The sequence below is a fragment of the Nonomuraea sp. NPDC047529 genome (assembly GCF_040642995.1).
In the GTDB taxonomy this organism is placed as follows: domain Bacteria; phylum Actinomycetota; class Actinomycetes; order Streptosporangiales; family Streptosporangiaceae; genus Nonomuraea.
This window is the reverse complement of sequence record NZ_JBEYTJ010000004.1, coordinates 182684-204364: the sequence shown is the minus strand read 5'-3', so window position 1 is coordinate 204364 and position 21681 is coordinate 182684. Positions and strand designations below refer to the sequence as shown.

At 71.9% G+C, this 21681-nt stretch carries 20 protein-coding genes; 12 read left to right on the top strand and 8 right to left on the bottom strand.

Going from position 1 to position 21681, the window contains the following annotated elements; translation table 11 throughout:
- The first annotated feature begins 50 nt into the window (after nt 1–50).
- The 8 genes from ABZ815_RS09495 to ABZ815_RS09460 all read left to right on the top strand — a co-directional run bounded on the left by ABZ815_RS09495 (nt 51) and on the right by ABZ815_RS09460 (nt 8061).
- A complete protein-coding gene (locus ABZ815_RS09495; RefSeq protein WP_357695821.1) occupies nt 51–1220 on the top strand; it encodes a cytochrome ubiquinol oxidase subunit I in 1170 nt (389 codons plus the stop codon).
- A gap of 10 nt (nt 1221–1230) precedes the next feature.
- Nucleotides 1231–1995 carry a cytochrome d ubiquinol oxidase subunit II gene (locus ABZ815_RS09490; protein ID WP_357695820.1) on the top strand — a complete coding sequence of 255 codons (765 nt, stop codon included), beginning with the start codon at nt 1231–1233 and terminating at the stop codon, nt 1993–1995.
- Between the two features lie 7 nt (nt 1996–2002).
- Nucleotides 2003–3727, top strand: coding sequence for a thiol reductant ABC exporter subunit CydD (gene cydD / locus ABZ815_RS09485; RefSeq protein WP_357695818.1), 1725 nt, complete (start codon nt 2003–2005; stop codon nt 3725–3727).
- The gene (gene cydC, locus ABZ815_RS09480) at nt 3724–5403 is read left to right on the top strand and encodes a thiol reductant ABC exporter subunit CydC (RefSeq protein ID WP_357695816.1); all 1680 of its coding nucleotides are present in this window, start codon (nt 3724–3726) and stop codon (nt 5401–5403) included. The genes cydD and cydC overlap by 4 nt, the downstream gene beginning before the upstream one ends.
- A gap of 82 nt (nt 5404–5485) precedes the next feature.
- The gene (locus ABZ815_RS09475) at nt 5486–6106 is read left to right on the top strand and encodes a hypothetical protein (RefSeq protein ID WP_357695814.1); all 621 of its coding nucleotides are present in this window, start codon (nt 5486–5488) and stop codon (nt 6104–6106) included.
- A complete protein-coding gene (locus ABZ815_RS09470) occupies nt 6103–6426 on the top strand; it encodes a transcriptional regulator (protein ID WP_357695812.1) in 324 nt (107 codons plus the stop codon). The genes ABZ815_RS09475 and ABZ815_RS09470 overlap by 4 nt, the downstream gene beginning before the upstream one ends.
- Nucleotides 6423–7328 carry an ABC transporter ATP-binding protein gene (locus tag ABZ815_RS09465; RefSeq protein WP_357695810.1) on the top strand — a complete coding sequence of 302 codons (906 nt, stop codon included), beginning with the start codon at nt 6423–6425 and terminating at the stop codon, nt 7326–7328. The genes ABZ815_RS09470 and ABZ815_RS09465 overlap by 4 nt, the downstream gene beginning before the upstream one ends.
- A complete protein-coding gene (locus tag ABZ815_RS09460; RefSeq protein WP_357695808.1) occupies nt 7321–8061 on the top strand; it encodes an ABC transporter permease in 741 nt (246 codons plus the stop codon). The genes ABZ815_RS09465 and ABZ815_RS09460 overlap by 8 nt, the downstream gene beginning before the upstream one ends.
- A 70-nt stretch (nt 8062–8131) precedes the next feature.
- Here the strand turns inward: ABZ815_RS09460 and ABZ815_RS09455 are convergent, their stop codons facing one another.
- The 6 genes from ABZ815_RS09455 to ABZ815_RS09430 all read right to left on the bottom strand — a co-directional run bounded on the left by ABZ815_RS09455 (nt 8132) and on the right by ABZ815_RS09430 (nt 14761).
- Nucleotides 8132–9370, bottom strand: a complete 1239-nt coding sequence (locus tag ABZ815_RS09455) for a trypsin-like peptidase domain-containing protein (protein ID WP_357695806.1) — start codon at nt 9368–9370, stop codon at nt 8132–8134.
- Nucleotides 9371–9561: 191 nt separating this feature from the next.
- The gene (locus ABZ815_RS09450) at nt 9562–11097 is read right to left on the bottom strand and encodes an AMP-binding protein (RefSeq protein ID WP_357695804.1); all 1536 of its coding nucleotides are present in this window, start codon (nt 11095–11097) and stop codon (nt 9562–9564) included.
- Nucleotides 11098–11198: 101 nt separating this feature from the next.
- Nucleotides 11199–12026, bottom strand: a complete 828-nt coding sequence (locus ABZ815_RS09445; protein ID WP_357695802.1) for a MetQ/NlpA family ABC transporter substrate-binding protein — start codon at nt 12024–12026, stop codon at nt 11199–11201.
- A 9-nt stretch (nt 12027–12035) separates the two neighbouring features.
- Entirely contained in the window at nt 12036–12692 is a 657-nt protein-coding gene (locus ABZ815_RS09440) for a methionine ABC transporter permease (protein ID WP_357695800.1), read from the bottom strand.
- The gene (locus ABZ815_RS09435; RefSeq protein ID WP_357695798.1) at nt 12689–13651 is read right to left on the bottom strand and encodes an ATP-binding cassette domain-containing protein; all 963 of its coding nucleotides are present in this window, start codon (nt 13649–13651) and stop codon (nt 12689–12691) included. Before ABZ815_RS09435 ends, ABZ815_RS09440 begins: the two co-directional genes overlap by 4 nt.
- Nucleotides 13652–13948: 297 nt before the next feature.
- Complete coding sequence (locus ABZ815_RS09430; RefSeq protein WP_357695796.1) at nt 13949–14761, bottom strand: SAM-dependent methyltransferase; 813 nt, start codon at nt 14759–14761, stop codon at nt 13949–13951.
- A 39-nt stretch (nt 14762–14800) separates the two neighbouring features.
- Between ABZ815_RS09430 and ABZ815_RS09425 the strand changes: the two genes are divergently transcribed.
- Nucleotides 14801–15220: a helix-turn-helix domain-containing protein gene (locus tag ABZ815_RS09425; RefSeq protein ID WP_357695794.1), complete on the top strand. Its 420-nt coding sequence runs from the start codon at nt 14801–14803 to the stop codon at nt 15218–15220.
- An 89-nt stretch (nt 15221–15309) separates the two neighbouring features.
- Here the strand turns inward: ABZ815_RS09425 and lon are convergent, their stop codons facing one another.
- A complete protein-coding gene (gene lon, locus ABZ815_RS09420) occupies nt 15310–17670 on the bottom strand; it encodes an endopeptidase La (RefSeq protein ID WP_357695792.1) in 2361 nt (786 codons plus the stop codon).
- Between the two features lie 176 nt (nt 17671–17846).
- On the opposite strand from lon, the gene ABZ815_RS09415 reads away from it, so the two are divergent.
- Together ABZ815_RS09415 and ABZ815_RS09410 are read left to right on the top strand one after the other, a co-directional pair.
- Nucleotides 17847–19340, top strand: a complete 1494-nt coding sequence (locus ABZ815_RS09415) for a sensor histidine kinase (protein ID WP_357695790.1) — start codon at nt 17847–17849, stop codon at nt 19338–19340.
- Entirely contained in the window at nt 19337–19993 is a 657-nt protein-coding gene (locus ABZ815_RS09410; protein WP_357695788.1) for a response regulator transcription factor, read from the top strand. Before ABZ815_RS09415 ends, ABZ815_RS09410 begins: the two co-directional genes overlap by 4 nt.
- 285 nt (nt 19994–20278) lie before the next feature.
- Here ABZ815_RS09410 and ABZ815_RS09405 read toward each other — a convergent pair whose 3' ends face one another.
- Nucleotides 20279–20632 (bottom strand): helix-turn-helix domain-containing protein, encoded by a 354-nt coding sequence (locus ABZ815_RS09405; protein WP_352359473.1) that lies wholly within the window; start codon nt 20630–20632, stop codon nt 20279–20281.
- 155 nt (nt 20633–20787) lie between these two features.
- Here ABZ815_RS09405 and ABZ815_RS09400 point away from each other — a divergent pair, with 155 nt between their 5' ends.
- Entirely contained in the window at nt 20788–21678 is an 891-nt protein-coding gene (locus tag ABZ815_RS09400) for an NAD(P)-binding domain-containing protein (protein ID WP_357695786.1), read from the top strand.
- Nucleotides 21679–21681: the final 3 nt, after the last annotated feature.

Genomic DNA, 21681 nt, shown 5'->3' with positions numbered 1-21681 from the left:
TACATGTAGGCTGCCTATATGTAGGTAGACACAACAACGGAGTCGAGGGAATGGACGTACTCGAACTCGCCCGCACGCAGTTCGCGGTGACGGGAAGCCTGCACTTCCTGTTCGTCGTGCTCACGCTCGGGCTGGCGCCGATCGTGGCGCTCATGCACACCCGCCACGTGATCTCCGGCAGCGCGCTGCACGGAGGCATGACCCGGTTCTGGGGTCAGATCTACGTCGTCAACTACGCCCTGGGCATCGTCACCGGCCTGGTGATGGAGTTCCAGTTCGGGCTGTCGTGGAGCGGGCTGTCCGACTACGCCGGAGGCGTGTTCGGCGCGCCGCTGGCCATGGAGACCCTGGTGGCCTTCTTCCTGGAGTCCACGTTCCTCGGACTGTGGATCTTCGGTTGGGGGCGGCTGCCCAAGTGGCTGCACCTGGCCTGCATCTGGCTGGTGACGCTGACCGCGTACGCCAGCGCGTTCTTCATCATGGTCGCCAACTCCTTCCTGCAGAACCCGGCGGGCTCGGTGCTCAGGGACGGCCGGCTGGAGCTGGTCGACTTCGGCGCCCTGCTCACGAACAAGACGCTGGTGTTCTCCTTCCCCCACGTCATCGGCGCGGGGTTGCTGACCGGCGGCCTGGTGCTGGCCGGGGCGAGCGCGTACCAGTTGCGGCGCCGCACGCGGGAGTCGGTGTTCTTCGGCAGGTCGCTGCGCATGGGGGTCGGCGTGGCGTCCGTCGGCGCCTTCCTGGCCCTGGGGTTCGGCTACGCGCAGTTCGGCGGCGTCCAGGAGGGCAAGTTCGACGGGAACACGGGCGCCGCGGTGCCGCTCGGGTTCATGATCGAGATCGGCCAGCTCCTGGCGTTCGTGCTGCTCTTCATCCTCCTGCCGCTCATCTACTGGCTGCCGCGCTGGCGGTGGACGCACGTGGTGCTGATGCTCATGACCCCGGTGCCGTTCGCGCTGGCGATCCTGGGCTGGATGGCCAGGGAGATCGGCCGCCAGCCGTGGATGGTGTGGCAGAAGCTCACCGTCGCCGACGCCCTGACGCCGGGGCTGACCTCGGGCATGGTCACGGCCTCGCTCATCGGGTTCGCCGGGGTGCTGGGGCTGCTGGCGGTCGTCGACTACGTCCTCATCGCCCGGATCGTCCGGCGGGGTCCGCGCGACCTCGACCTCGGCGCGGTTCCCGCCGACGCCCGGCCCGCCCCGGCGATGACCTTCTAGGAGTGCTGACATGGAAGTGATCTGGTTCCTGTTCTTCGCGGTGCTGCTGGCCGGGTACTTCGCGCTGGAGGGCTTCGACCTCGGCGTCGGCCTGCTGCTGCCGGTGCTGGGCAGGACGCGCGCCAACCGCGACCGCATGGTGGCCGCCATGGCGCCGTTCGTGCTGGCCAACGAGGTGTGGCTGGTCGCGGTGGCCGGGACGCTGTTCGGCGTGTACCCGCGCCTGGAGGGCGAGGTGCTGTTCGGGCTGTATCCGCTGGTGGTGGCCATGCTGCTGAGCTGGATCCTGCGCGACGCCGGGCTGTGGTTCCGGCGGCGGCTGGACGGCGCCCGGTGGCGCGGCTTCTGGGACGCGATGATCGCGTTCGGATCGCTGGGGCTGTCGTTCGGCTGGGGCATGGCGCTGCACGCCGCCGCCACCGGGTTCACCTCCTCGCCGGTGCATCCGGTCGGGGTGCTGCTGGGCGTGCTGACGACCCTGCTGTTCGCCTTCCACGGGTGGACGTTCCTGGCCTGGCGGGAGCCGGGCGCGTTCGGGGGCGTGCGGTCGGGGCGGGCGCTGGCGGTCTCGGGGCTGGTCTCGGCGCTGCCGGTGATCGGCCTGCTCGTGGGGGCGATGCCGTTCTTGCTGGAGCACAGCGCGCCGGCGGCTACGTTGAATGTGCTCAGTGTCATGGCGTTGCCGTTCGCGCCGATCATGCTGGGCGCGCAAGTATGGGTATGGCGGACTTTCCGGCCAGGTAAGGGCGCCGTCCCACTCCCCTCGTTCTTCTGAAGGCCACGTGCATAAGGATCTTCTGCGGCTCATGCGGGCCGAGCGCTCGGTGCGCCGCCATCTGACCGTCACCATGGTCGCGGCCGTGCTGGCCGGGCTGCTCGTGCTCGCGCAGGCCGAGTTGCTGGCCGGGGTGCTGTCCGGCCGGTTCACCGCCGCCGCGCTGGGCGCGCTGGCCGCCGTCGTGGGCGTACGGGCGCTGCTGGCCTGGACGCAGGGCGTCTTCGCCGGGCGCACGGCGACGGGGGTGAAGTCCGCGTTGCGCCACCGGCTGCTGGCCCGCCTGGGCGAGCTGGGCCCGTCCAGGCTGACCGGTCACCGGTCGGGCGAGCTGGTCACACTGACCGGCCGGGGCCTGGACGGCCTCGACGCCTACCTGACCGGCTACCTGCCCTCGATCGCGGTGGCGGCCGTGGTGCCGGTGGCCGTGCTGGTCCGGTTGTTCGCCGCCGACCTGGGCAGCGCGGTGATCGTCCTGATCACGCTGCCGCTGATCCCCGTCTTCGGCGCGCTGGTCGGCATGACGACCAAGGCCGTCACCGAGCGGCAGTTCCACGCCCTGTCGCGGCTCGGCGGGCACTTCCTCGACGTCGTGCGCGGGCTGCCCACGCTGCGCGCCTTCGGGCGGGCCCGCTACCAGGCGACGGTCATCCGGCAGGTCGCCGACGCCCACCGGAGCGCGACCATGCGCACGTTGCGGGTGGCGTTCCTGTCGTCGCTGGTGCTGGAGCTGTGCGCGTCGTTGTCGCTGGCGCTGGTGGCGGTGCCGATCGGGCTGCGGCTGCTCGGCGGGTCGCTGGACCTGACGACGGCGCTGCTGGTGCTGCTGCTGGCGCCCGAGGCGTACCTGCCGCTGCGGGCCATGGGGACCCGGTTCCACGCCTCCATGGAGGGGGTGGCCGCCGCCGACGCCGCCTTCGCCGTCCTGGACGACGCCGCCGGCGACCCGCCCGGCGCGACCCGCCCGTACGGCGGGCACGGCGCGCCGGAGATCCGCCTGGAGAACGTGACCGTCCGCTACCCCGGCCGCGACGAGGCCGCCCTGGAGAACGTGACGCTCACCATCGCGCCCGGCGAGCGGGTGGCGCTGGTCGGCGAGAGCGGCGGCGGCAAGAGCACGCTGCTGCACCTGGTCCTCGGCTTCCTGCGCCCGTCCGAGGGGCGCGTCCTGGTCGACGGCGCCGACCTGACCGAGCTGGACCTGGACAGCTGGCGGGCGGCCCTGGCGTACGTGCCGCAGCGCCCCCACCTGTTCACCACCTCCGTGGCCGACAACATCCGGCTCGGCGCGCCCGGCGCCACCCTGGAGGAGGTCCGCCGGGCCGCGGCCGCCGCGCACGCCGACTTCGTGGACGGCCTGCCCGAGGGGTTCGACACCGTCGTCGGCGAGCGCGGCGCGAACCTGTCGGCGGGCCAGCGGCAGCGCGTGGCGCTGGCCCGGGGCTTCTGCCGCCCCGACGCCACGGCGCTGCTGCTCGACGAGCCCACCGCCCGCCTCGACGGCCGCAGCGAGGCCGCCGTCGTGGCCGCCACGGCCGAGCTGGCGCGGGGGCGGACCGCCGTCATCGTCGCGCACCGGCCCGCGATGATCGACCTGGCCGACCGGATCGTCCGGGTGCACGAGGGCCGCGTCGTCTCCGACACCACCCGCGACCGTCCGGCCCGCCCAGGAGGCGACGATCACAGGGAGCCGCAGGGCGTGGCCTCCCTTCCCGAGGGGAGCGCGCGATGAACCGGCGCATGGGCACCCGGCTGGCCTGGGCCGTGCTGGCCGGGGCGGCCGCCGACCTGGCCGGGCTGGGGCTGATCGCGGCCGCCGCCTGGCTGATCACCCGGGCCGCGCAGCAGCCGTCCCTGGCCGCGTTGAGCGTGGCCATCGTGGCTACCAGGGCGTTCGCGACCGGCAAGGGCGTCTTCCGCTACGCCGAACGGCTCACCGGCCACGACGTGGCCCTGCGCGCCCAGGCCGGCACCCGCGAGCGGCTCTACGAGGCGCTCGTCCCGCCCCAGCGCCCCCGCCACGGCGGCGCCGACCTGCTCAGCCGCATGGTGGACGACACCGAGGCCGTCCAGGACCTGCTGGTCCGCGCGCTGCTCCCGGCTGCCGCCGCTCTCCTGACCGGCCTGGCCGCGGTCGTCATCGGGCTGTTCGTGCTGCCGGTGACCGCGCTCGTGCTGGTGGCCGGGCTGGTGGTGGCGGGCGTGCTGCTGCCCGCAGCAACCGCCGCCGCCGCGCGCCGCTGGTCGGCGCGGATCGCCCCGGCCAGGGCCGCGCTCGCGGCCCGCGTGGCCGACCTCGTGCACGGCTCGGCCGACCTGGCCGCCTACGGCGCGGGTGAGCGGGCGCTGTCCGGCGCGCTGGCCGCCGACGAGTCGCTGGCCGCGCTGGAGCGCCGCCAGTCGCGCGTGCACGCCGCCGCCCTGGCGGTCGGCACGCTGGCCCAGGGCCTGACGGTGGCGGCCATCGTGCTGCTCGCCCAGGGCGCGGGCGCCGGCTCGGTCGCCACGGCGGTGCTCGCGCTGACCGCGCTGGTGTCGTTCGAGCCGGTGCTGCCGCTGGCCGCGGCGGGTGAGCGCATGGCCGGGATCACCGCCGCGATCCGGCGGCTGCGCGAGGTCCGCGCCGCCGCCCCGGCCGTCACCGAGCCCGCCGCGCCCGCGCCCGTGCCGTCCACTCCCCTGACGGTCGAGGTCGAGGGCCTCGTCGTACGCCACCCTGGCGCCACCAGGCCGGCCCTCGACGGCGTCTCCCTGCGCCTCACGCCGGGCCGCCGGGTGGCGATCGTGGGCCCGAGCGGCGCGGGCAAGAGCACGTTGCTGGCCGCGTTGATGCGCCTGGTCGAGCCCGAGTCGGGAAGCGTCCGCGTCAACGGGGCCGACCTGCGCGACCTGTCCGGCGACGACGTCCGCACGCTGATGACCGGGCTCACCCAGGACCCGTACATCTTCCGCACCACGCTGCGCGACAACCTGCGCCTGGCCGGGCCGGACGCCGATGACGAGCGGCTGGCGGCGGCCGTACGGGAGGCCAGGCTCGGCCCGTGGGTCGAGCGCACCGGCTGGGACGCCGAGCTCGGCGAGGACGGCAGGACCGTCTCCGGCGGCCAGCTCCAGCGCCTGGCCCTGGCCAGGGCGCTGCTGTACGACCCGCCCGTCCTGCTGCTGGACGAGCCCGCCGAGGCGCTCGACGAGGAGACCGCCGACCGCCTGATGGCCGACCTGCTGGACGTCATCCGCGACCGCACCACCGTGCTGGTGACCCACCGGCTCAAGGGCCTGGAGTCGGTCGACGAGGTCGTGGTGCTCGACGAGGGCCGCGTCGTCCAGCGCGGGCGGCACGACGAGCTGGTGGCCGTGCCCGGCTATTACCGCGACCTGTGGGAGTCCGAGGCCCTGACCAGGCGGTAGCCGTCCCGCCCGCCCTGCTGTAGAGTTTGCGCCGTCATCAGGTTTAAGATACAAACCTGTTTGCGGGATAAGAGGGGCAGGCATGGTGGACGACGATCACGCGCGTACTCCGGAGGAGACGCTGCGGCTGATCGAGCAGCAGCGGACCGCCACGGTCAGGCGCCTGCACGGCGACCCCGTGCTGCTCTACGTGCCCTGGGGCGTGGCCTGGCTGCTCGGCTTCACGGCGCTGTTCCTGCACTACGGCCTCGACGGCGTGCCCTACGCGCCGATCTCCCGCCCGCTGGCGCTCACGGTGCTGTTCGCGGGCATGTCGCTGGCCGGGGCGATCGCCGTCTTCGGCATGGTGAAGATGGGGGCGCAGGTCCGCGGCGAGACCTCGGCCAAGGGCATGATGTACGGCTACGCCTGGGTGGCCGGCATGATCTCCATGACGGTGCTCGCCGTCCGCCTGAGCCCCCAGCTCTCCGCCACCGAGAGCGGCCTGCTGTGGGGCGGCGGCTTCATGATGCTCGTCGCCCTGCTCTACATGGCCGGCGGCGCGATCTGGACGTACTGGCCGATGTTCTTCGTCGGCGTGTGGACGGCGGTCGTCAACGGGGTGGGCGTCATGCTCGGGGCCGGCTGGCACGCGCTGCTGACGGCCGTGCTGACCGGCGGCGGCTACATCGTGACCGGGATCGTGCTGCGGCGGCGGACGTGAGCCATGGCGGGGCCGTCCCCGAGCTCGACCCGGTCATCCACGCGCAGGCCAGGCTGCGGGTGGTCGCCACGCTCAACACCCTCGGCGGGCGGGACGAGATCGCCTTCCCCTCGCTGAAGGACCTGCTCGGGATGACGGCCGGCAACCTCTCGGTGCATCTGACCAAGCTGGAGGACGCCGGTTACGTCCGCATCACCAAGACCCACAAGGGCCGCACCCCCGTCACGTACGTCGCGCTCACCCAGCGCGGACGGCTGGCCTTCGAGGACTACACCAAGGCGATCCGCGCCTTGCTCGACAACGCTGGAGGAACCCCATGACGGCCCTCGCCAGAACGGTGGAGGTCACCCGCCGCTACGGGGACGTGCTCGCGCTCGACCGCGTCTCACTCGACATCCGGGCGGGCGAGCTGGTCGGCCTGCTCGGCCCGAACGGGGCGGGCAAGTCCACCCTGATCAACCTGTTCGTCGGGCTGCGCCGCCCGACCTCCGGCACGGTCGAGCTGTTCGGCGGCTCGCCCCAGGACCCGGTGACGCGCCGCGGCATCGGCGTGACCCCGCAGGAGACCGGCCTGCCGGAGTCGCTGCGGGTCGGCGAGATCACCGACTTCGTGCGCGCCCACTTCCCCGACGCACTCGGCAAGGACGAGCTGCTCGACCGCTTCGGCCTGAGCGACCTGGTCAAGCGCCAGGTGGGCGGGCTGTCCGGCGGGCAGAAGCGGCGTCTGGCCGTGGCGCTGGCCTTCGCAGGCCGGCCGCGCCTGGTGTTCCTGGACGAGCCGACGACCGGCCTCGACGTCGAGGCCAGGCGCACGCTCTGGGACGGCATCCAGGCCTTCCACGCCGAAGGCGGCACGGTCGTCCTGACCAGCCACTACCTGGAGGAGATCGAGGCGCTGGCCCAGCGCGTGGTCGTGGTCGGCCAGGGGCGGGTGCTGGCCGACGACACCGTGCGGGCCGTGCGCGACATGGTGGGGGTGCGGCGCGTCTCGCTCGACGCCGAGGACCTGCCCGAGCTGCCCGGCGTGCTCAGCACCGAACGCCAGGACGGCCGGATCAGCCTGCTGACCACCGATCCCGACCGGCTGGTGGTCGAGCTGGTGCGCAGCGGCACGCCGTTCTCGGGGCTGGAGGTCAGGCCGACCACGCTGGAGGAGGCCTTCCTCACCATCACCGCCACCTCGGACACCTCGACCGCTTCCAAGGAGGACGCGAATGTCTAGCCTGATCGCGGCCCACACCCGGCTGCAGCTCGTCGAGCAGTTCAGGGTGCCCATCGGGATCCTGGCCAGCTCCATGTTCCCGGCCATCTCGATGCTGGCGTTCGTGGTGCCGTTCGCGGGCGGTGACCCGGCGGCGGCGACGACGGCGACGGGGGCGCTGATGTTCTTCGGCGCCATGTCCTCGGCGGTGATCGGGCTCAGCGCCTCGGTCTCCCAGGACCGCGAGCAGCCGTGGGACCCCTACACGCGCACGCTGCCCGCCGGGCCGTTCCCGCGCCTGGCCGGGCGGATGTTGTCGACGGTGGTCCTCATGCTGCTGTCGGTGGTCCCGGTGCTGGTGGTGGCGGCGCTGCTGACGGAGGCGGTCATCACGCCGGTGCGGCTGGCCCTGGGGCTGGCGGCGCTGGTCGGCGCGGGGGTGCCGTTCATGCTGATCGGGCTGTTCCTCGGCCTGACGCTGCCGTCGAAGGCGGCGCTCGCGGTGGCCCAGATCGTCTTCTTCCCCGTGGCGATCGTGGGCGGGCTGATCCTGCCGCCGCAGATCCTGCCGGACATCGTGGAGACCATCTCGCCGTACGTGCCGTCCAGGGGCGCGGCCGAGCTGATCTGGGCGGCCATCGCGGGGGCGCGGCCGGACGGGATCGCGCTCATCATGCTGGGCGTCTGGACGGTGCTCGCGGCGGCCGCCGCCACGTGGGCCTACCGCCGTGACGAGGGCCGCCGTTTCGCCTGATGGGGGGGTGTGCCGCCGAGTCCGCAGCGATCTCAACGGCACACCCGTCTCCGGGAGGGGGTCCTGGTGTTTACTTCTTCTCTTGGAGGGTGACGGTGACCTCGCCGGACTGTCCGCCCCTCATATATGTGATCTTGACCTGTTGGCCCGGTTTGAAACCTCTGACCTGTCCAACAACGGTATCGCCTGAGTCAACAGGTGTGTCCCCAATCTTGGTGATCAGGTCCCCCTCCTTCAGTCCGGCCTTGGCAGCCGGGCTTTCCGCGGTCACCTGACGGATAAGCGCGCCGGGCACGTCGCCGGTGGCGTCGGTGACGCTCACGCCGAGGAAGGCGTGGCTGACCTTGCCGCTCTTGATGAGCTGCTCGGCCACCTGCTTGGCGGTGTTGACGGGGATCGCGAAGCCGACGCCGCCGCCGGCCGCGTCGGAGGCGATGGCGGTGTTGATGCCGACGAGGGCGCCGGCCGCGTTCACCAGCGCGCCGCCGGAGTTGCCGGGGTTGATGGCGGCGTCGGTCTGGATGACGTCGCCGATGGTGGCGCTCGGCGCCTGGCTCTGCTGCTGCTGCTCGCCGCCGAAACCGGGCGGAAGCTGCTGGCGCTGCTCGCCGCCCAGGTTGAGGGTACGGTTCAGGGCGCTGATGATGCCCCTGGTGACCGATCCGTCAAGGCCGAGCGGGCTGCCGATGGCCAGCACGTCGTCGCCGACCTTGAGCTGGTCGCTGTCGCCCAGCGTGACCTTGGTCAGCCCCGAGACGTCCTGGGCCTTGATGACCGCGAGGTCGGTGGCCGGGTCGGTGCCCACGACGCTGGCCTTGGCCGTCCTGCCGTCGCTGAACTTGACCGTCATCTGCCCCCCGCCCTGCGAGGCGCCGACGACCACGTGGTTGTTGGTGAGGATGAGGCCGTCCTCGGAGAGCACGACCCCCGAACCCTCGCCCGTCTGCCCCTGGATCATGACCACCGACGGCTGCACCCGCTCGGCCACCTCAGCGGTGGAGAGCTGGTTGGAGGCCGACCGCAGCACCGGGCTGGGCGCGCTGACCACCTGCTGCGGCTGCGGCTGGAAGGCGGTGGCGACGGCCGCTCCCACGACCCCGCCGCCGATGGCCATCGCGGCCAGCGCCAGGCCCGCGACGGCCTTCTGCCCGGCGCTGAAGCGCGCCTTGACCAGGGCGGACGGCGGAGGAGGAGGCGGCTGCTCCATGACGATCGTGTCCCGCCGGGGGAAGCCCCCGGCGGCCGGTGGCGTGGCGCCGAACTGGCTCCAACCACCGGTGCCCTGCTCGCGAGGCTCGTTCGCGTCCATCTGTCATCTCCCTCAAGTCCCTATGGCTCAAGGGTGCCAAGGACGGCGTAAGAGCTGGTTAAGCCGTTGATCGGAACTCTGTGAGACGACTCACTCACGCCTTATCTGCGCTGCTCGCAGGCCCTGCCGCCGCGCCGAGAACGGGCAAAAAAAGGTGAAATACGTGCGTATCGGCCCGTCGCAGGGGGTGGTCAGGTGCGGGCGGGCCAGTATTCGTCCCTCAGGAGGCGCTTGTAGAGTTTGCCGGTCGGGTGGCGTGGGAGCTCGTCGCGGAAGTCGACCGACTTCGGGCACTTGTAGTGCGCCAGGCGGTCCCGGCAGTACGCGATCAGCTCCGCCTCCAGCGCCGGTCCCGCCTCGGCCGCCGTCATCGGCTGGACCACGGCCTTGACCTGCTCCCCCATCTCCTCGTCCGGTACGCCGAACACGGCCACGTCGGCCACCTTGGGATGGACCGCGAGCACGTTCTCGGCCTCCTGCGGGTAGATGTTCACCCCACCGGAGATGATCATGTACGAGCGGCGGTCCGTGAGGTACAGGAAGCCGTCGGCGTCGAGGTAGCCGATGTCGCCGAGGGTGGTCCAGCCGCGGCCCTTCGGGTCCTGCGCCGAGCGGGTCTTGTCGGGGTCGCCGTGGTACTCGAAGCGGGCGCCGTTCTCGAAGTAGACCGTGCCGTGCTCGCCGGGCGGCAGGTCCTCGCCCTCCTCGTCGCAGATGTGCACGACGCCGAGCAGCGAACGGCCGACCGTGCCCCTGTGCGCCAGCCAGTCCTGGGAGCCGACGTAGAGGAAGCCGTTGCCCTCGGTGCCCGCGTAGTACTCGTGGATCACCGGGCCCCACCAGTCGATCATCTGCTCCTTGACCGGCACGGGACACGGCGCGGCGGCGTGGATGGCACAGACCAGCGACGACAGGTCGTACTTCTTCCGGGTTTCTTCGGGCAGCTTGAGCATCTTGATGAACATCGTCGGCACGAGCTGCGAGTGCGTCACCCCGTGCCGCTCGACCAGCCGCAGGTACTCCTCGGGGTCGAAGCGTTCCATCACCACCACCGTGGCGCCGAGCCGCTGGAAGGACAGGCAGTAGCGCAGCGGCGCGGCGTGGTACAACGGCGCGGGCGAGAGGTAGACGCTGTCCGCCGACGGCGCGAACAGCCCCTGGATGAGCCGGACCAGCGTGTTCGACTCGGTCAGCGGGGCCAGCGAGGCGGCCACCTTGACGCCCTTCGGACGGCCGGTCGTGCCGGAGGAGTAGAGCATGTCGGCGCCCTGGCACTCGTCGGCGATCGGGGTGACCGGGCGGCCGGCCACGGTCTCCTCGTAGGAGACGAAACCCTCGGCGACGCCGTCGAGCATGAGCCGAAGCTCCACGCCCGGCGTGGCGGCGGTGATCGAGGTGGCCACCTCGGCCAGGTCCGCGCTGGAGATGAAGACCCGGGCGCCGCAGTTGTCCACGATGTAGGCGAGTTCGTCGGTCCGCAGGCGGGAGCTGATCGGCGTGTAGTACAGGCCCGCGCGGTGCGCGGCCCAGGCGACGGCCAGGAAGAGCGGGTGGTTGGCGAGCATGAAGGCGACGTGGTCGCCGGGCTTGAGCCCGGCCTCGCGGAAGGCGTGGGCCAGGCGGTTGGACTCCTCTTCGAGCTCGCGGTAGGTGAGGACCTGCCCGGAGCCCGCCATGATCACAGCGGGCTTGTCGGGGGTGACGGCTGCGATGGCTCCCGGGTACATATTAGAACAGTATTCGGTCCGTCGGCGGCGGCGCTAGGGCACGCCGAAGCCGCGGCTCCCCGGTGGAGGGCCGCGGCTTCGGCGCCGATCGACGCCGGAGGTCACTCGGCGGGGATCACCGAGCCCTCGTACTTCTGCTTGATGAAGTCCTTGACCTTCGGGTCCTGCAGCAGCTTGCCGAGGGTGACGATGCCGGCGTCCTTCTCGTGGCCGGCCTGCACGACCAGCCCGTTGACGTACGGGTTGCCCTCGGTCTTCTCCAGCACGAGCGCCTGGCTCGCCGGCTTGAGCCCGGCCTCGATGGCGTAGTTGCCGTTGATCACCGCGGCGTCCACGTCGTCCAGCGCGCGCGGGAGCTGGGCCGCCTCAAGGGGCTTGAACTGCAGCTTCTTCGGGTTGTCCGTGACGTCGCGCTCGGTGGCCGCGGTGCCCGCGCCGTCCTTGAGCTTGACCAGGCCGTTGTCGGCGAGCAGCTTGAGCGAGCGGCCGAGGTTGGTGGCGTCGTTGGGGACGGCCACGGTGGCCCCGTCGGCCAGCGCCGACAGCGAGGTGATCTTCTTGGAGTACAGGCCGAGCGGCTCCAGGTGCACCGGGGTGACGAAGCTCAGCTTGGTGCCCTTGGAGGCGTTGAAGTCGTCCAGGTAGGGCTTGTGCTGGAAGAAGTTGGCGTTCAGCTGGCCCTCGTCGAGCTGCACGTTCGGCTGGACGTAGTCGGTGAACTCGACGATCTCCAGCTTCAGCCCGGCGGCCGGGGCCAGGTTGTCCTTGACGAACTTCAGGATCTCGCCGTGCGGGACGGGGCTCGCGCCCACCTTCAGCACCGTGTCGGCCGACTCGGCGGCGGGGGTGCTGGTCGCGGACTGCGACGTACCGCATGCGGCGAGCAACAGGGACAGCGCGGCAGCACCCAAGATCGAACGGATCTTCATGTTTTTTCCTTACTTATGTGAAATGCGCCGAGCGACCCAGTCGCCCAGACTCTGCAGAATTTGCACGATGACGATGAGCAGGACGACGGTCACGATCATCACGAGCGTCTCGAACCGCTGGTAGCCGTAGCGCACGGCCAGGTCCCCGAGCCCGCCGCCGCCGACGGTGCCGGCCATGGCCGAGTACCCGATGAGCGCGACGATCGTGACGGTCAGCCCCGACACCAGGCCCGGCAGCGCCTCGGGCAGCAGGACCTTGCGCACGACGGCGGTCCGGCTCGCGCCCATGGCCTGCGCCGCCTGCACGACGTCGGTGCCGACCTCGCGCAACGCCGTCTCGACCAGCCGGGCGAAGAACGGCACGGCCCCCACGGTCAGCGGCACCACCACGGCCGCGGTGCCGATCGTGGTGCCGATGACGAACCGGGTGAACGGGATGATCGCGATCATCAGCACGATGAACGGCAGCGACCGCCCGACGTTGACGACGATCCCCAGCGTGGACTTCAACGCGGGCAGCGGACGCAGCCCGTCCCGGTCGAAGGCCACCAGCGCCACGCCGAGCGGCAGCCCGAACAGCACGGTGAACAGCGTGGCCCACCCCACCATCTGGGCGGTCTCCCAGGTGGCCGGCCACAGCAGCGGAACGATCTCTTCCCAGGTCATGCGGCCTCCCCCGCGACTTCGACGATCAGCCCGGAAGCCCGCAGGAACGACAGCGCCGAGGACGACTCCGCGCCGGTCAGCGACACCCGCAGGCGCCCGACCGAACCGCCGGCCAGGTCCTCGATCGAGCCGCCGAGGATGTTGACGTCCACGTCGAACTTGCGCACCATCTCCGAGACCAGCGGGCGGCCCGGGTCGCCGGTGAAGGTGAGCGTGACCGCGCCGGCCGGGGCGGGCTCGGGCAGCGGGAAGATCTCCCTGGTCAGACGGGATCCGGGGGTCCTGATGAGGTCGGCGATCGCGCCCGACTCCTCGACGCGTCCGCCGGACATGATGGCGACCGAGTCGCAGACGCTCTTGACCACGTTCATCTCGTGGGTGATGAGCAGGATCGTCAGGCCCAGCTCGGCGTTGAGCCGCTTGAGCAGGGCGAGGATCGACTGGGTGGTGGCCGGGTCGAGCGCGGAGGTGGCCTCGTCCGACAGCAGCACCGACGGGTTGCCCGCCAGCGCCCTGGCGATGCCGACGCGCTGCTTCTGGCCGCCGGAGAGCTGGTGGGGGCGGTCGCCGCCGCGTCCCTGGAGGCCGACGAGTTCGAGCAGCTCGGCCACGCGCCGCTGCCGTTCGGCCCTGGGCACGCCCATGACCTCCAGCGGGAAGGCGACGTTGCCGGCCACCGTGCGCGAGGACAGCAGCGCGAAATGCTGGTGGATCATGCCGATGCGCTGCCTGGCGCGGTTGAGCTCGCGGCCGGGCAGCGCGGTCAGGTCCTGCCCGGCGACGGTGACCGTGCCCGCGGTGGGGCGTTCGAGCAGGTTGACGCAGCGCAGCAGCGTGCTCTTGCCGGCGCCGCTCTGGCCGAGCACGCCGTAGATCTCGCCCTCGCGCACATGCAGGTCGACGCCGTCGAGCGCGACGGTCTGGCCGTACTGCTTGCGCAGGCCGGAAGCCTGGATCACGAAAAATTCCCCACGACTGAGAGCGGCCGGTGGCGGGCCGCTTCCTGACACGAACATCACCGTCGAAACGGTGGGATCTAGTGGCTGCCCGGAGGGAACGGCAGGTGACTCAGCCTGCGCAGCACGAAGCAAAAGGTGTGGATCATGGTGACCTTCGAGGAGAACGGGCGGGATCTGGTCTCTAACGGGCCGGCATTCGCCCCATACGCAGGCGACAACACATGGCGTCCCGGTGGGCGCGGTGGTCGTTCGCGTATGCCTCGTTCACGCCGTTGCTAACACCGCTTTTACATACTCCTATTCCGGGGAATTGTGGTGATCTGCGTCACTGCGGGTGGCGGTGAGGAAGGCGCCGCCCGGGGCGCGGCGACCGTAGCGGGCGGCCAGGGCGGACGCGTCGACCGTACGCGCCCGCCAGCCGCGGGCGTTCAGCCGGGCGACGGCGTCCTCACCCAGGCCGCCCTTCCACAGCGTGGCGATCCGGCGCAGCTCGGGCATCGTCCGCGCCCGTTCGGCCGGCGCGGCGGAGGCGGCCGGGTCGTGCTCGAAGGCCAGCCTGCTGCCCGCCGCCGACAGCGCGCCGATGCCGTCGAGCAGCCGTGCGGCCTCGGCCGGGCTCAGGTAGATCAGCAGGCCCTCGGCCAGCCAGGCCGTCGGCCGCGCCGGGTCGAACCCGGCCGCGCGCAGGCTTCCCGGCCAGTCCTGGCGCAGGTCCACCGGCACCGGGACGCGCTCGCACCGCGCCGTCGCGCCCAGCCCGCGCAGCACGCCGTCCTTGAACGCCAGCAGTTCGGGCAGGTCGAGCTCGAACAGCCGCACGCCGGGCGGCCAGTCGAGCCGGTAGGCGCGGCTGTCGAGCCCGGCGGCCACCAGCACGACCTGGCCGCAGCCGGACTCGCTCAGATAGTCGTCGAAGAACCTGGTCCTGAACACCAGGTGGTCACCGAAGAGCCCAGCCGCCCCGCTCCCCCGCCCCGCATCCGCCCGCTCGGTCTCGGCCGCCGCCACGAAGGCCGCCGCGTACGGGTCGTCGAACAGCCGGTCGGGCCGCTCGCTCTCGCACGCCCGCAACCACGCCGCGCCCACCGCCGTCTTCGCCACCCCATTCATATCGCTGACGATACATCTCCAGCGATACAATCGGCGACCATGAACGTGGCGCGGATGCGAAGGCTCGGACGGCGGCTCGTGGAGCTGTCGAAGACGGCGGCCGGCGAGACCAAGGGCCCGCCCCTCACCCCCGGCGAGGAGGCCGTCTTCGAGGACGCGCTGCGCCACCCGGGCAGCACCGTCGGCGAGATCCAGGCCAGGACGGGCTTCGTCCAGAGCCACGTGTCGGCGTCGGTGGCCAGGATGCGCGAGCGGGGCCTCGTCCGGACCGCGCCCGACCCGGACGACGGGCGGCGCACCCAGGTCACGGTCACGGAGCCGGCGCTGAACGCGGTCCACCGCCGGGCGGCCAGGCCGGTGGCGGAGGCGGTGCGGGCGGCGGTGGGCGACGACCCCGAGCGGGCCGCCCGGGTCGTGGCGCTGCTGGAGGAGCTGGAGACGCTGCTGGTCACGGACTGAGGCCCTCTTCCGGCCACACATGGGGCCGCCCCGCCGCCCCCGGAAGGAACCGGGTGCGGCGGGGCGGTGTCGGAGGGAGCGGGCCGGGGTCAGGCCGCGACCGTGGTGGCGACCTCGGCCGGGGTGAGCGCGATGTCGAGCACCTCGCGCACGTCGCTGACCGCGTGGATGGTCAGCTCGTTGCGGACCTCCTCGGGCACGTCGTCCAGGTCGGGCTCGTTGCGCGCCGGGATGAGCACCGTGGTGATGCCCGCCCGGTGGGCGGCCAGCAGCTTCTGCTTGACGCCGCCGATCGGCAGGACCCGCCCGGTCAGCGAGATCTCACCGGTCATGGCCACGTCGGAGCGGACCTGGCGGCCGGACAGCAGCGAGGCCAGCGCGGTCGTCAGCGTCACGCCCGCCGAGGGACCGTCCTTGGGGACGGCGCCCGCCGGGAAGTGCACGTGCACCGACCGGTCCTTCAGCGCGGTGACCGGCAGCTCCAGCTCCGCGCCGTGCGAGCGCAGGTAGGACAGCGCGATCCGGGCCGACTCCTTCATCACGTCGCCGAGCTGGCCGGTCAGGGTCAGGCCGGTCTCGCCGGTCTCCGGGTCGGCCAGCGACGCCTCCACGTAGAGCACGTCGCCGCCGGCCCCGGTCACCGCCAGGCCCGTGGCCACGCCCGGCACCGAGGTGCGCTGGGTGGACTCGGGCAGCGACGACTCCGGCACGAACCGCGGCCGGCCGATGTAGCCGACCAGGTCGTCGGCGCCGACCGTGACGGGCAGCTCGTCCTTGGCCGCCACCTTGCGCAGGATCCGGGCGACCGCCCGCTCCAGCGAGCGGACCCCGGCCTCGCGGGTGTACTCGCCGGCCAGCCTCCGCAGCGCGGCGTCGTCGACCTTGACCTCCTCGGGGGTCAGCCCGGCGAGCTCCAGCTGCCGGGGCAGCAGGTGGTCGCGGGCGATCGAGACCTTCTCGTCCTCGGTGTAGCCGTCGAGGGTGACGACCTCCATGCGGTCGAGGAGCGGGCCGGGGATGGCCTCCAGCACGTTGGCCGTGGCCAGGAACAGCACGTCGGACAGGTCGAGCTCGACCTCCAGGTAGTGGTCGCGGAAGGTGTGGTTCTGGGCCGGGTCGAGCACCTCCAGCAGCGCCGCCGTAGGGTCGCCGCGGTAGTCGGCGCCGACCTTGTCGACCTCGTCGAGCAGGACGACCGGGTTCATCGAGCCGGCCTCGCGGATGGCCCGGACGACGCGGCCCGGCAGGGCGCCGACGTAGGTGCGCCGGTGTCCGCGGATCTCGGCCTCGTCGCGCACGCCGCCGAGGGCGACCCGGACGAACTTGCGGCCCATGGCGCGGGCCACCGACTCGCCCAGCGACGTCTTGCCGACCCCGGGAGGGCCGGCGAGGGCCAGGACGGCGCCGCTGCGCCGGCCGCCCACCACGCCGACGCCCTTGTCCTGGCGGCGCTTGCGCACGGCCAGGTGCTCGATGATGCGGTCCTTGACGTCGTCGAGGCCCGTGTGGTCGGCGTCGAGCACGGCCCGCGCGCCCGCGATGTCGTAGTTGTCCTCGGTACGCTCGTTCCACGGGATGTCGAGCACCGTGTCGAGCCAGGTGCGGATCCAGCCGCCCTCCGGCGACTGGTCGGAGGTCCGCTCCAGCTTGTCGACCTCCTTGAGCGCGGCCTCGCGCACCTTCTCCGGCAGGTCGGCGGCCTCGACGCGGGCCCGGTAGTCCTCTTCCTCGCTCTCGGCCGTGTCGCCGTTGAGCTCCTTCAGCTCCTTGCGGACGGCGGCGAGCTGCTGGCGCAGCAGGAACTCGCGCTGCTGCTTCTCCATGCCCTCCTGGACGTCCTTGCGGATCGTCTCGGCGACGTCGAGCTCGGCGAGGTGCTCGCGGGACCACTCGATCAGCCTGGCCAGGCGGTCGGCCGGGTCGGCGGCCTCCAGCAGCTCGACCTTCTGGGCGGTGGTCAGCCACGGGGTGTAGCCGGAGCTGTCGGCCAGCACGGAGGGGTCGTCGATCTGGTTGACCTGGTCGACGACCTGCCAGGCGCCGCGCTTCTGCAGGATGGTGGTGGCCAGGGCCTTGTACTCCTTGGCCAGCTCCTGGGCGCGCTCGCCGGCCGGAACCGTGTCGACCGTGTCCGCCTCGACCCAGAGTGCGGCGCCGGGGCCGGTGGTGCCGGTGCCCACGCGGACGCGGTCGACACCGCGGACCACGGCGGCGGGCTCACCGCCGGGCAGCCTCCCGACCTGCTCGACCACGGCCTGGACGCCGACGGCGCCGTAACGGCCGTCGATCCGGGGAACGAGGAGGACCCGCGGCTTGTTACCACCGGACGCGCGGGCCGCGTCGATCGCAGCACGCACCTCGGAGTCGGACAGGTCCAGCGGAACCACCATGCCCGGCAGGACGACCTCGTCGTCGAGCGGCAGCACCGGGAGGATCAAGCTCTCACTCATACGAACTCCAAAGGGTTGAGTTATACCGACTCAATTCATCAGAGCGCGCTGTTGTTCCCAACCTTGCCGATGTTCGCTCACGGCGATCGTAATGATGTAAGCGATACCTGAGAGTGACACCGCTATCAAACCTGGGTCTGATGCCGGGCCGCCCGGCCGTCCGTATCCTTGACCAGGTGAATCACCGTGACCGCCGCTCCGCGCCTCCCGCCCTCCCGGGCGACGCGCGCGCCGGCGCGTCCCCGGCTCCCGGCGGCCCGCCCGGTGAGCCCGCGGCATCGTCCGGAGGGGCGGCCGTGCGGTTCGTGATCGCGCTGGGCCGGGTGTCGGCGGCCGTGCTGCGGCCGTTCACGCTCGCGCTGCTCACGGGCAGCGCCGATCCTCCGCCGCGGCCCCGTTCCCGGTGGCTGCGGATGCCGGTGCCGCGGTGGCTGGCCCCGCTGGTCCCGGTCCAGACGTTCAGCCTGCTGCAGGTGGCCGAGCTGCTGATCGCCGTTGAGCTGTTCGGCGTCACGCTGTCCACGGTCACGGACTGGAACGAGCAGGCCGCCGCCACGCCGGGCGCTCCCCTGCCGCTCTGGGGCGGCGTCGTCGTGCTCGCGGCCCTGGCCGCCGGCCTGCCCGTGGCGTTGCGCAACCGATGGCCGCTGGCGGCCTGGCGGGCGGCGGTCGTGCTGACCCCCGTCGCCGTCTACGCCCAGGTCACGATCGGGCGGGACGAAGGCTACGCCCCCTACCCGATGACGGTGGGGCTGGCGTACCTGCTGGCGCTCTACTCCGTGGGCGTGCGCTGCGAGCGGCGCATCACGCTGGGGGCCGGGATCATCACGGTCCTGCTGTGCCTGGCCGTCGACGCCGACTCGGCGCCCGTGGTGGCGGGCGCTGCCGGGATCGTCGTGCTGTTCGGCTACAACGTCCGCGCCCGGCGCAACGCCACGGCCAGGCTCATCGAGGAGGAACGGCGCACCCGGCAGGCCGAGGGCGCGCACGCGGTGCTGGAGGAGCGCGCCCGCATCGCCCGCGAGCTGCACGACGTGGTGGCCCACCACATGTCGGTGATCGCCATCCAGGCGGAGGCCGTGCCGCTGAGGGCCGCGGGCGACCCGTCGCAGCTGGAGGCCGGGCTGGCCGAGATCCGCGCGCTGTCCCTGGAGGCCATCACCGAGCTGCGCCAGGTCCTCGGCGTGCTGCGCGACCCCGACGGCCGCACCGACACCGCGCCGCAACCCGGCCTCGACCGGCTGGAGGAGCTGGTGGGCAACGCCCGCAACGCGGGGCTGACCGTGGAGGTCGGCCTGCGGCGGCCGATCGGGCCGCTGCCGCAGGCGGTGGGGTTGTCGGCGTACCGGATCGTCCAGGAGTCGCTCAGCAACGCGATGCGGCACGCGCCGGGGTCGAGCGTCACCGTGGAGATCACCCACGACGACGGCACGCTGCGCCTGCGCGTCGCCAACGGCCCCGGCCGGTCCCCCGCCGCCGCTCCCGGAGCCGGGCAGGGGCTGGCCGGCATGCGCGAACGCGCGGCGCTGCTCGGCGGCACGCTCGACGCCGGGCCCGCGCGGGGCGGCGGCTACCAGGTGAGCGCCGAGCTGCCGATCGAACCGCCGACCGAGTCGCCGATCAAGTCAGCGATCGGGTCGCCGATCGGGAAGAGGGAGGGTGCCGCGTGATCCGCGTGCTGATCGCCGACGACCAGGGGATGGTCCGCACGGGGTTCACCGTGTTCCTGAGCGGCCAGCCGGACATCGAGGTCGTGGGCGAGGCCGCCGACGGCCGCGAGGCGGTGACGCGGGCCGTCGCGCTGAGCCCCGACGTGGTGCTGATGGACGTGCGCATGCCGGTCATGAACGGGCTGGAGGCGACCCGGGAGTTGCTGGCGGCGTGCCCGGCGTCGAAGGTGCTCATCCTGACCACGTTCGACCTCGACGACTACGTCTACGAGGCGCTGCGGGCGGGCGCCAGCGGCTTCCTCCTCAAGGACGCGTCGGCGGCCCAGCTCGCGGAGGCCGTCCGCGTGGTCGCGGCCGGCGACGCGCTCATCGCGCCGGCCATCACCAAGCGGCTGATCCACGAGTTCGCCCGGCTGGGCGGTCCCCGTCCGCCGTCGGGCCGGCGGCCGGAGGAGCTGACCGAGCGCGAGACCGAGGTGCTCATCCTGGTCGCCCAGGCCATGTCCAACCAGGAGATCGCCCAGAAGCTGTTCGTGGCCGAGCAGACGGTCAAGACGCATGTGGGGCGGGTGCTGACGAAACTCGGGCTGCGCGACCGCGCCCAGGCCATCGTCTTCGCCTACGAAACCGGCCTCGTCCGCCCAGGCGAGTAACCCCACCGCCCCTTGTGGACGGAAGCCGCCGAGCGACACCGGCCGTACAGCGCCCCACGGGCGGGGGTACGGCGGGCACAGGGTACGGCGGGCCCCGCGAACGGGCGCTGACGCGAGGGTGCCAACGCATGCGCACATCGAGGCGGAGCTGCGCGAAGACACGTGTGCGCGAACGCGAAGGTCCATGGCGCGGAAGTGGGCGCACGCGGGCGCGGAGGGGAGAGGGGCGGGCGGCGGGAGTGTGAAGCAGGGGGTGATGAAGCCTGCCGATCCATCCGCTCACGTTCACCCCACCTGGTCCCACGGAATGGCCTCGATGCGCTCGACGTGCTCCTCGCCCCACTCCCCGAGCGGCGCCATTGCGGTGTTCAGTGAATGACCGAACTCGGTGAGCGAGTACTCCACCTTCGGCGGGACCTGGTGATAGACCTCGCGATGCAGCAGCCCGGCGGTCTGCATCTCCCGCAACTGCAGGATCAACACCCGCTCGCTGATGCCAGGCACCGCGCGCCGCAACTCCCCGAAGCGCAGGGGACCATCCTGGAGCGCGAAAAGGATCAGTCCCTTCCACTTGCCTCCCATGACAGCGATGGCGGCGTCGAGACCGCAGGTGAACGTCCGCTTCTTCGTCTCCTTCACCGACCTATGCTTACATTTATGTCAGTACCCGGCAAAAATGTAGGTACTTGAGAGAATGCAGGCGCTCCAGGCAGCATGGAACAGGCCCGCGCCAGACCACAACGGTCTCCACTACAGCGCGCCCATCTCCTCATCTCTGTGGCTGGAGCATGCATATGACCGCGAAGAACCTGACACCTGTGACCGTCATCGGACTGGGCTCCATGGGCACAGCACTGGCCGAGGCCTTCGTCAAGGCCGGACACCCGACCACCGTCTGGAACAGGACCGCCGCCAAAGCCGCGCCCCTCATCGCCATGGGAGCCAGACATGCGGAGGCCATTGAGGACGCGGTGGCGGCAAGTCCCTTGGTCATCACCTGCCTGACCACCTTCGAGGACACCCGGGTGGCACTGCGGCCCGCCGGCGCGTCGCTGCGCGGACGAGCCCTGGTCACCCTCAACAGCGGTTCCCCGGCCGGCGCCCGAGAGACGGCCGCCTGGGCCATCGGCCATGGCGCCCGGGTCCTGGCCGGCGCGGTCAAGAACGTGCCCTCGGCCGTGGGAGCGCCGGACACCCTGCTGTACTACAGCGGCGACAAGGCGGTCTTCGAGGAGTTCGAGACGACCCTGAAGGTGCTGGGTGGCGACACCGTCCACCTCGGCGACGAGGCCGACCTGGCCGCCCTGTACGAGATGGCGGTGGGCGCCATGCTGCTGCCGGCACTCGTCGGCTTCTTCCAGGGCGCCGCCGCGGTCCAGGCGCGCGGGCTGGAGGTGAACACGATGGTGCGCTTCGCCGGCAAGTGGCTGGACATGATCAAGTCCTTGCTGCCGATCTACGCCAAGGAGATCGACAGCGGCGACTACACCGACGCCGCCTCCTCGGTGAACCTGTTCCTGGCGGCGGCTGCCCACGACGAGGACCTGGCCAGGGAGACGAACGTCGACACGACCTGGCTCGCCCCGCTCCATGACCTGGTGAGGCGGGCGGTCGAGGCGGGCTACGGCGATCAGAACATCTCGGCCCTCACCGAGGTGCTCAGGAAGCCTGCACGACAGCCGTAAGCC

What these genes read in the sequence shown, in the direction of transcription:
- ABZ815_RS09465 (WP_357695810.1), top strand. Translation starts at nt 6,423, where the DNA reads ATGACGGCCCTCGCCAGAACGGTGGAGGTCACCCGCCGCTACGGGGAC.
- lon (WP_357695792.1), bottom strand. Translation starts at nt 17,670, where the DNA reads ATGAGTGAGAGCTTGATCCTCCCGGTGCTGCCGCTCGACGACGAGGTC.
- ABZ815_RS09400 (WP_357695786.1), top strand. Translation starts at nt 20,788, where the DNA reads ATGACCGCGAAGAACCTGACACCTGTGACCGTCATCGGACTGGGCTCC.
- ABZ815_RS09495 (WP_357695821.1), top strand. Translation starts at nt 51, where the DNA reads ATGGACGTACTCGAACTCGCCCGCACGCAGTTCGCGGTGACGGGAAGC.
- ABZ815_RS09455 (WP_357695806.1), bottom strand. Translation starts at nt 9,370, where the DNA reads ATGGACGCGAACGAGCCTCGCGAGCAGGGCACCGGTGGTTGGAGCCAG.
- ABZ815_RS09475 (WP_357695814.1), top strand. Translation starts at nt 5,486, where the DNA reads ATGGTGGACGACGATCACGCGCGTACTCCGGAGGAGACGCTGCGGCTG.
- ABZ815_RS09425 (WP_357695794.1), top strand. Translation starts at nt 14,801, where the DNA reads ATGAACGTGGCGCGGATGCGAAGGCTCGGACGGCGGCTCGTGGAGCTG.
- cydC (WP_357695816.1), top strand. Translation starts at nt 3,724, where the DNA reads ATGAACCGGCGCATGGGCACCCGGCTGGCCTGGGCCGTGCTGGCCGGG.
- ABZ815_RS09450 (WP_357695804.1), bottom strand. Translation starts at nt 11,097, where the DNA reads ATGTACCCGGGAGCCATCGCAGCCGTCACCCCCGACAAGCCCGCTGTG.
- ABZ815_RS09490 (WP_357695820.1), top strand. Translation starts at nt 1,231, where the DNA reads ATGGAAGTGATCTGGTTCCTGTTCTTCGCGGTGCTGCTGGCCGGGTAC.
- ABZ815_RS09430 (WP_357695796.1), bottom strand. Translation starts at nt 14,761, where the DNA reads ATGAATGGGGTGGCGAAGACGGCGGTGGGCGCGGCGTGGTTGCGGGCG.
- ABZ815_RS09460 (WP_357695808.1), top strand. Translation starts at nt 7,321, where the DNA reads ATGTCTAGCCTGATCGCGGCCCACACCCGGCTGCAGCTCGTCGAGCAG.
- ABZ815_RS09445 (WP_357695802.1), bottom strand. Translation starts at nt 12,026, where the DNA reads ATGAAGATCCGTTCGATCTTGGGTGCTGCCGCGCTGTCCCTGTTGCTC.
- ABZ815_RS09440 (WP_357695800.1), bottom strand. Translation starts at nt 12,692, where the DNA reads ATGACCTGGGAAGAGATCGTTCCGCTGCTGTGGCCGGCCACCTGGGAG.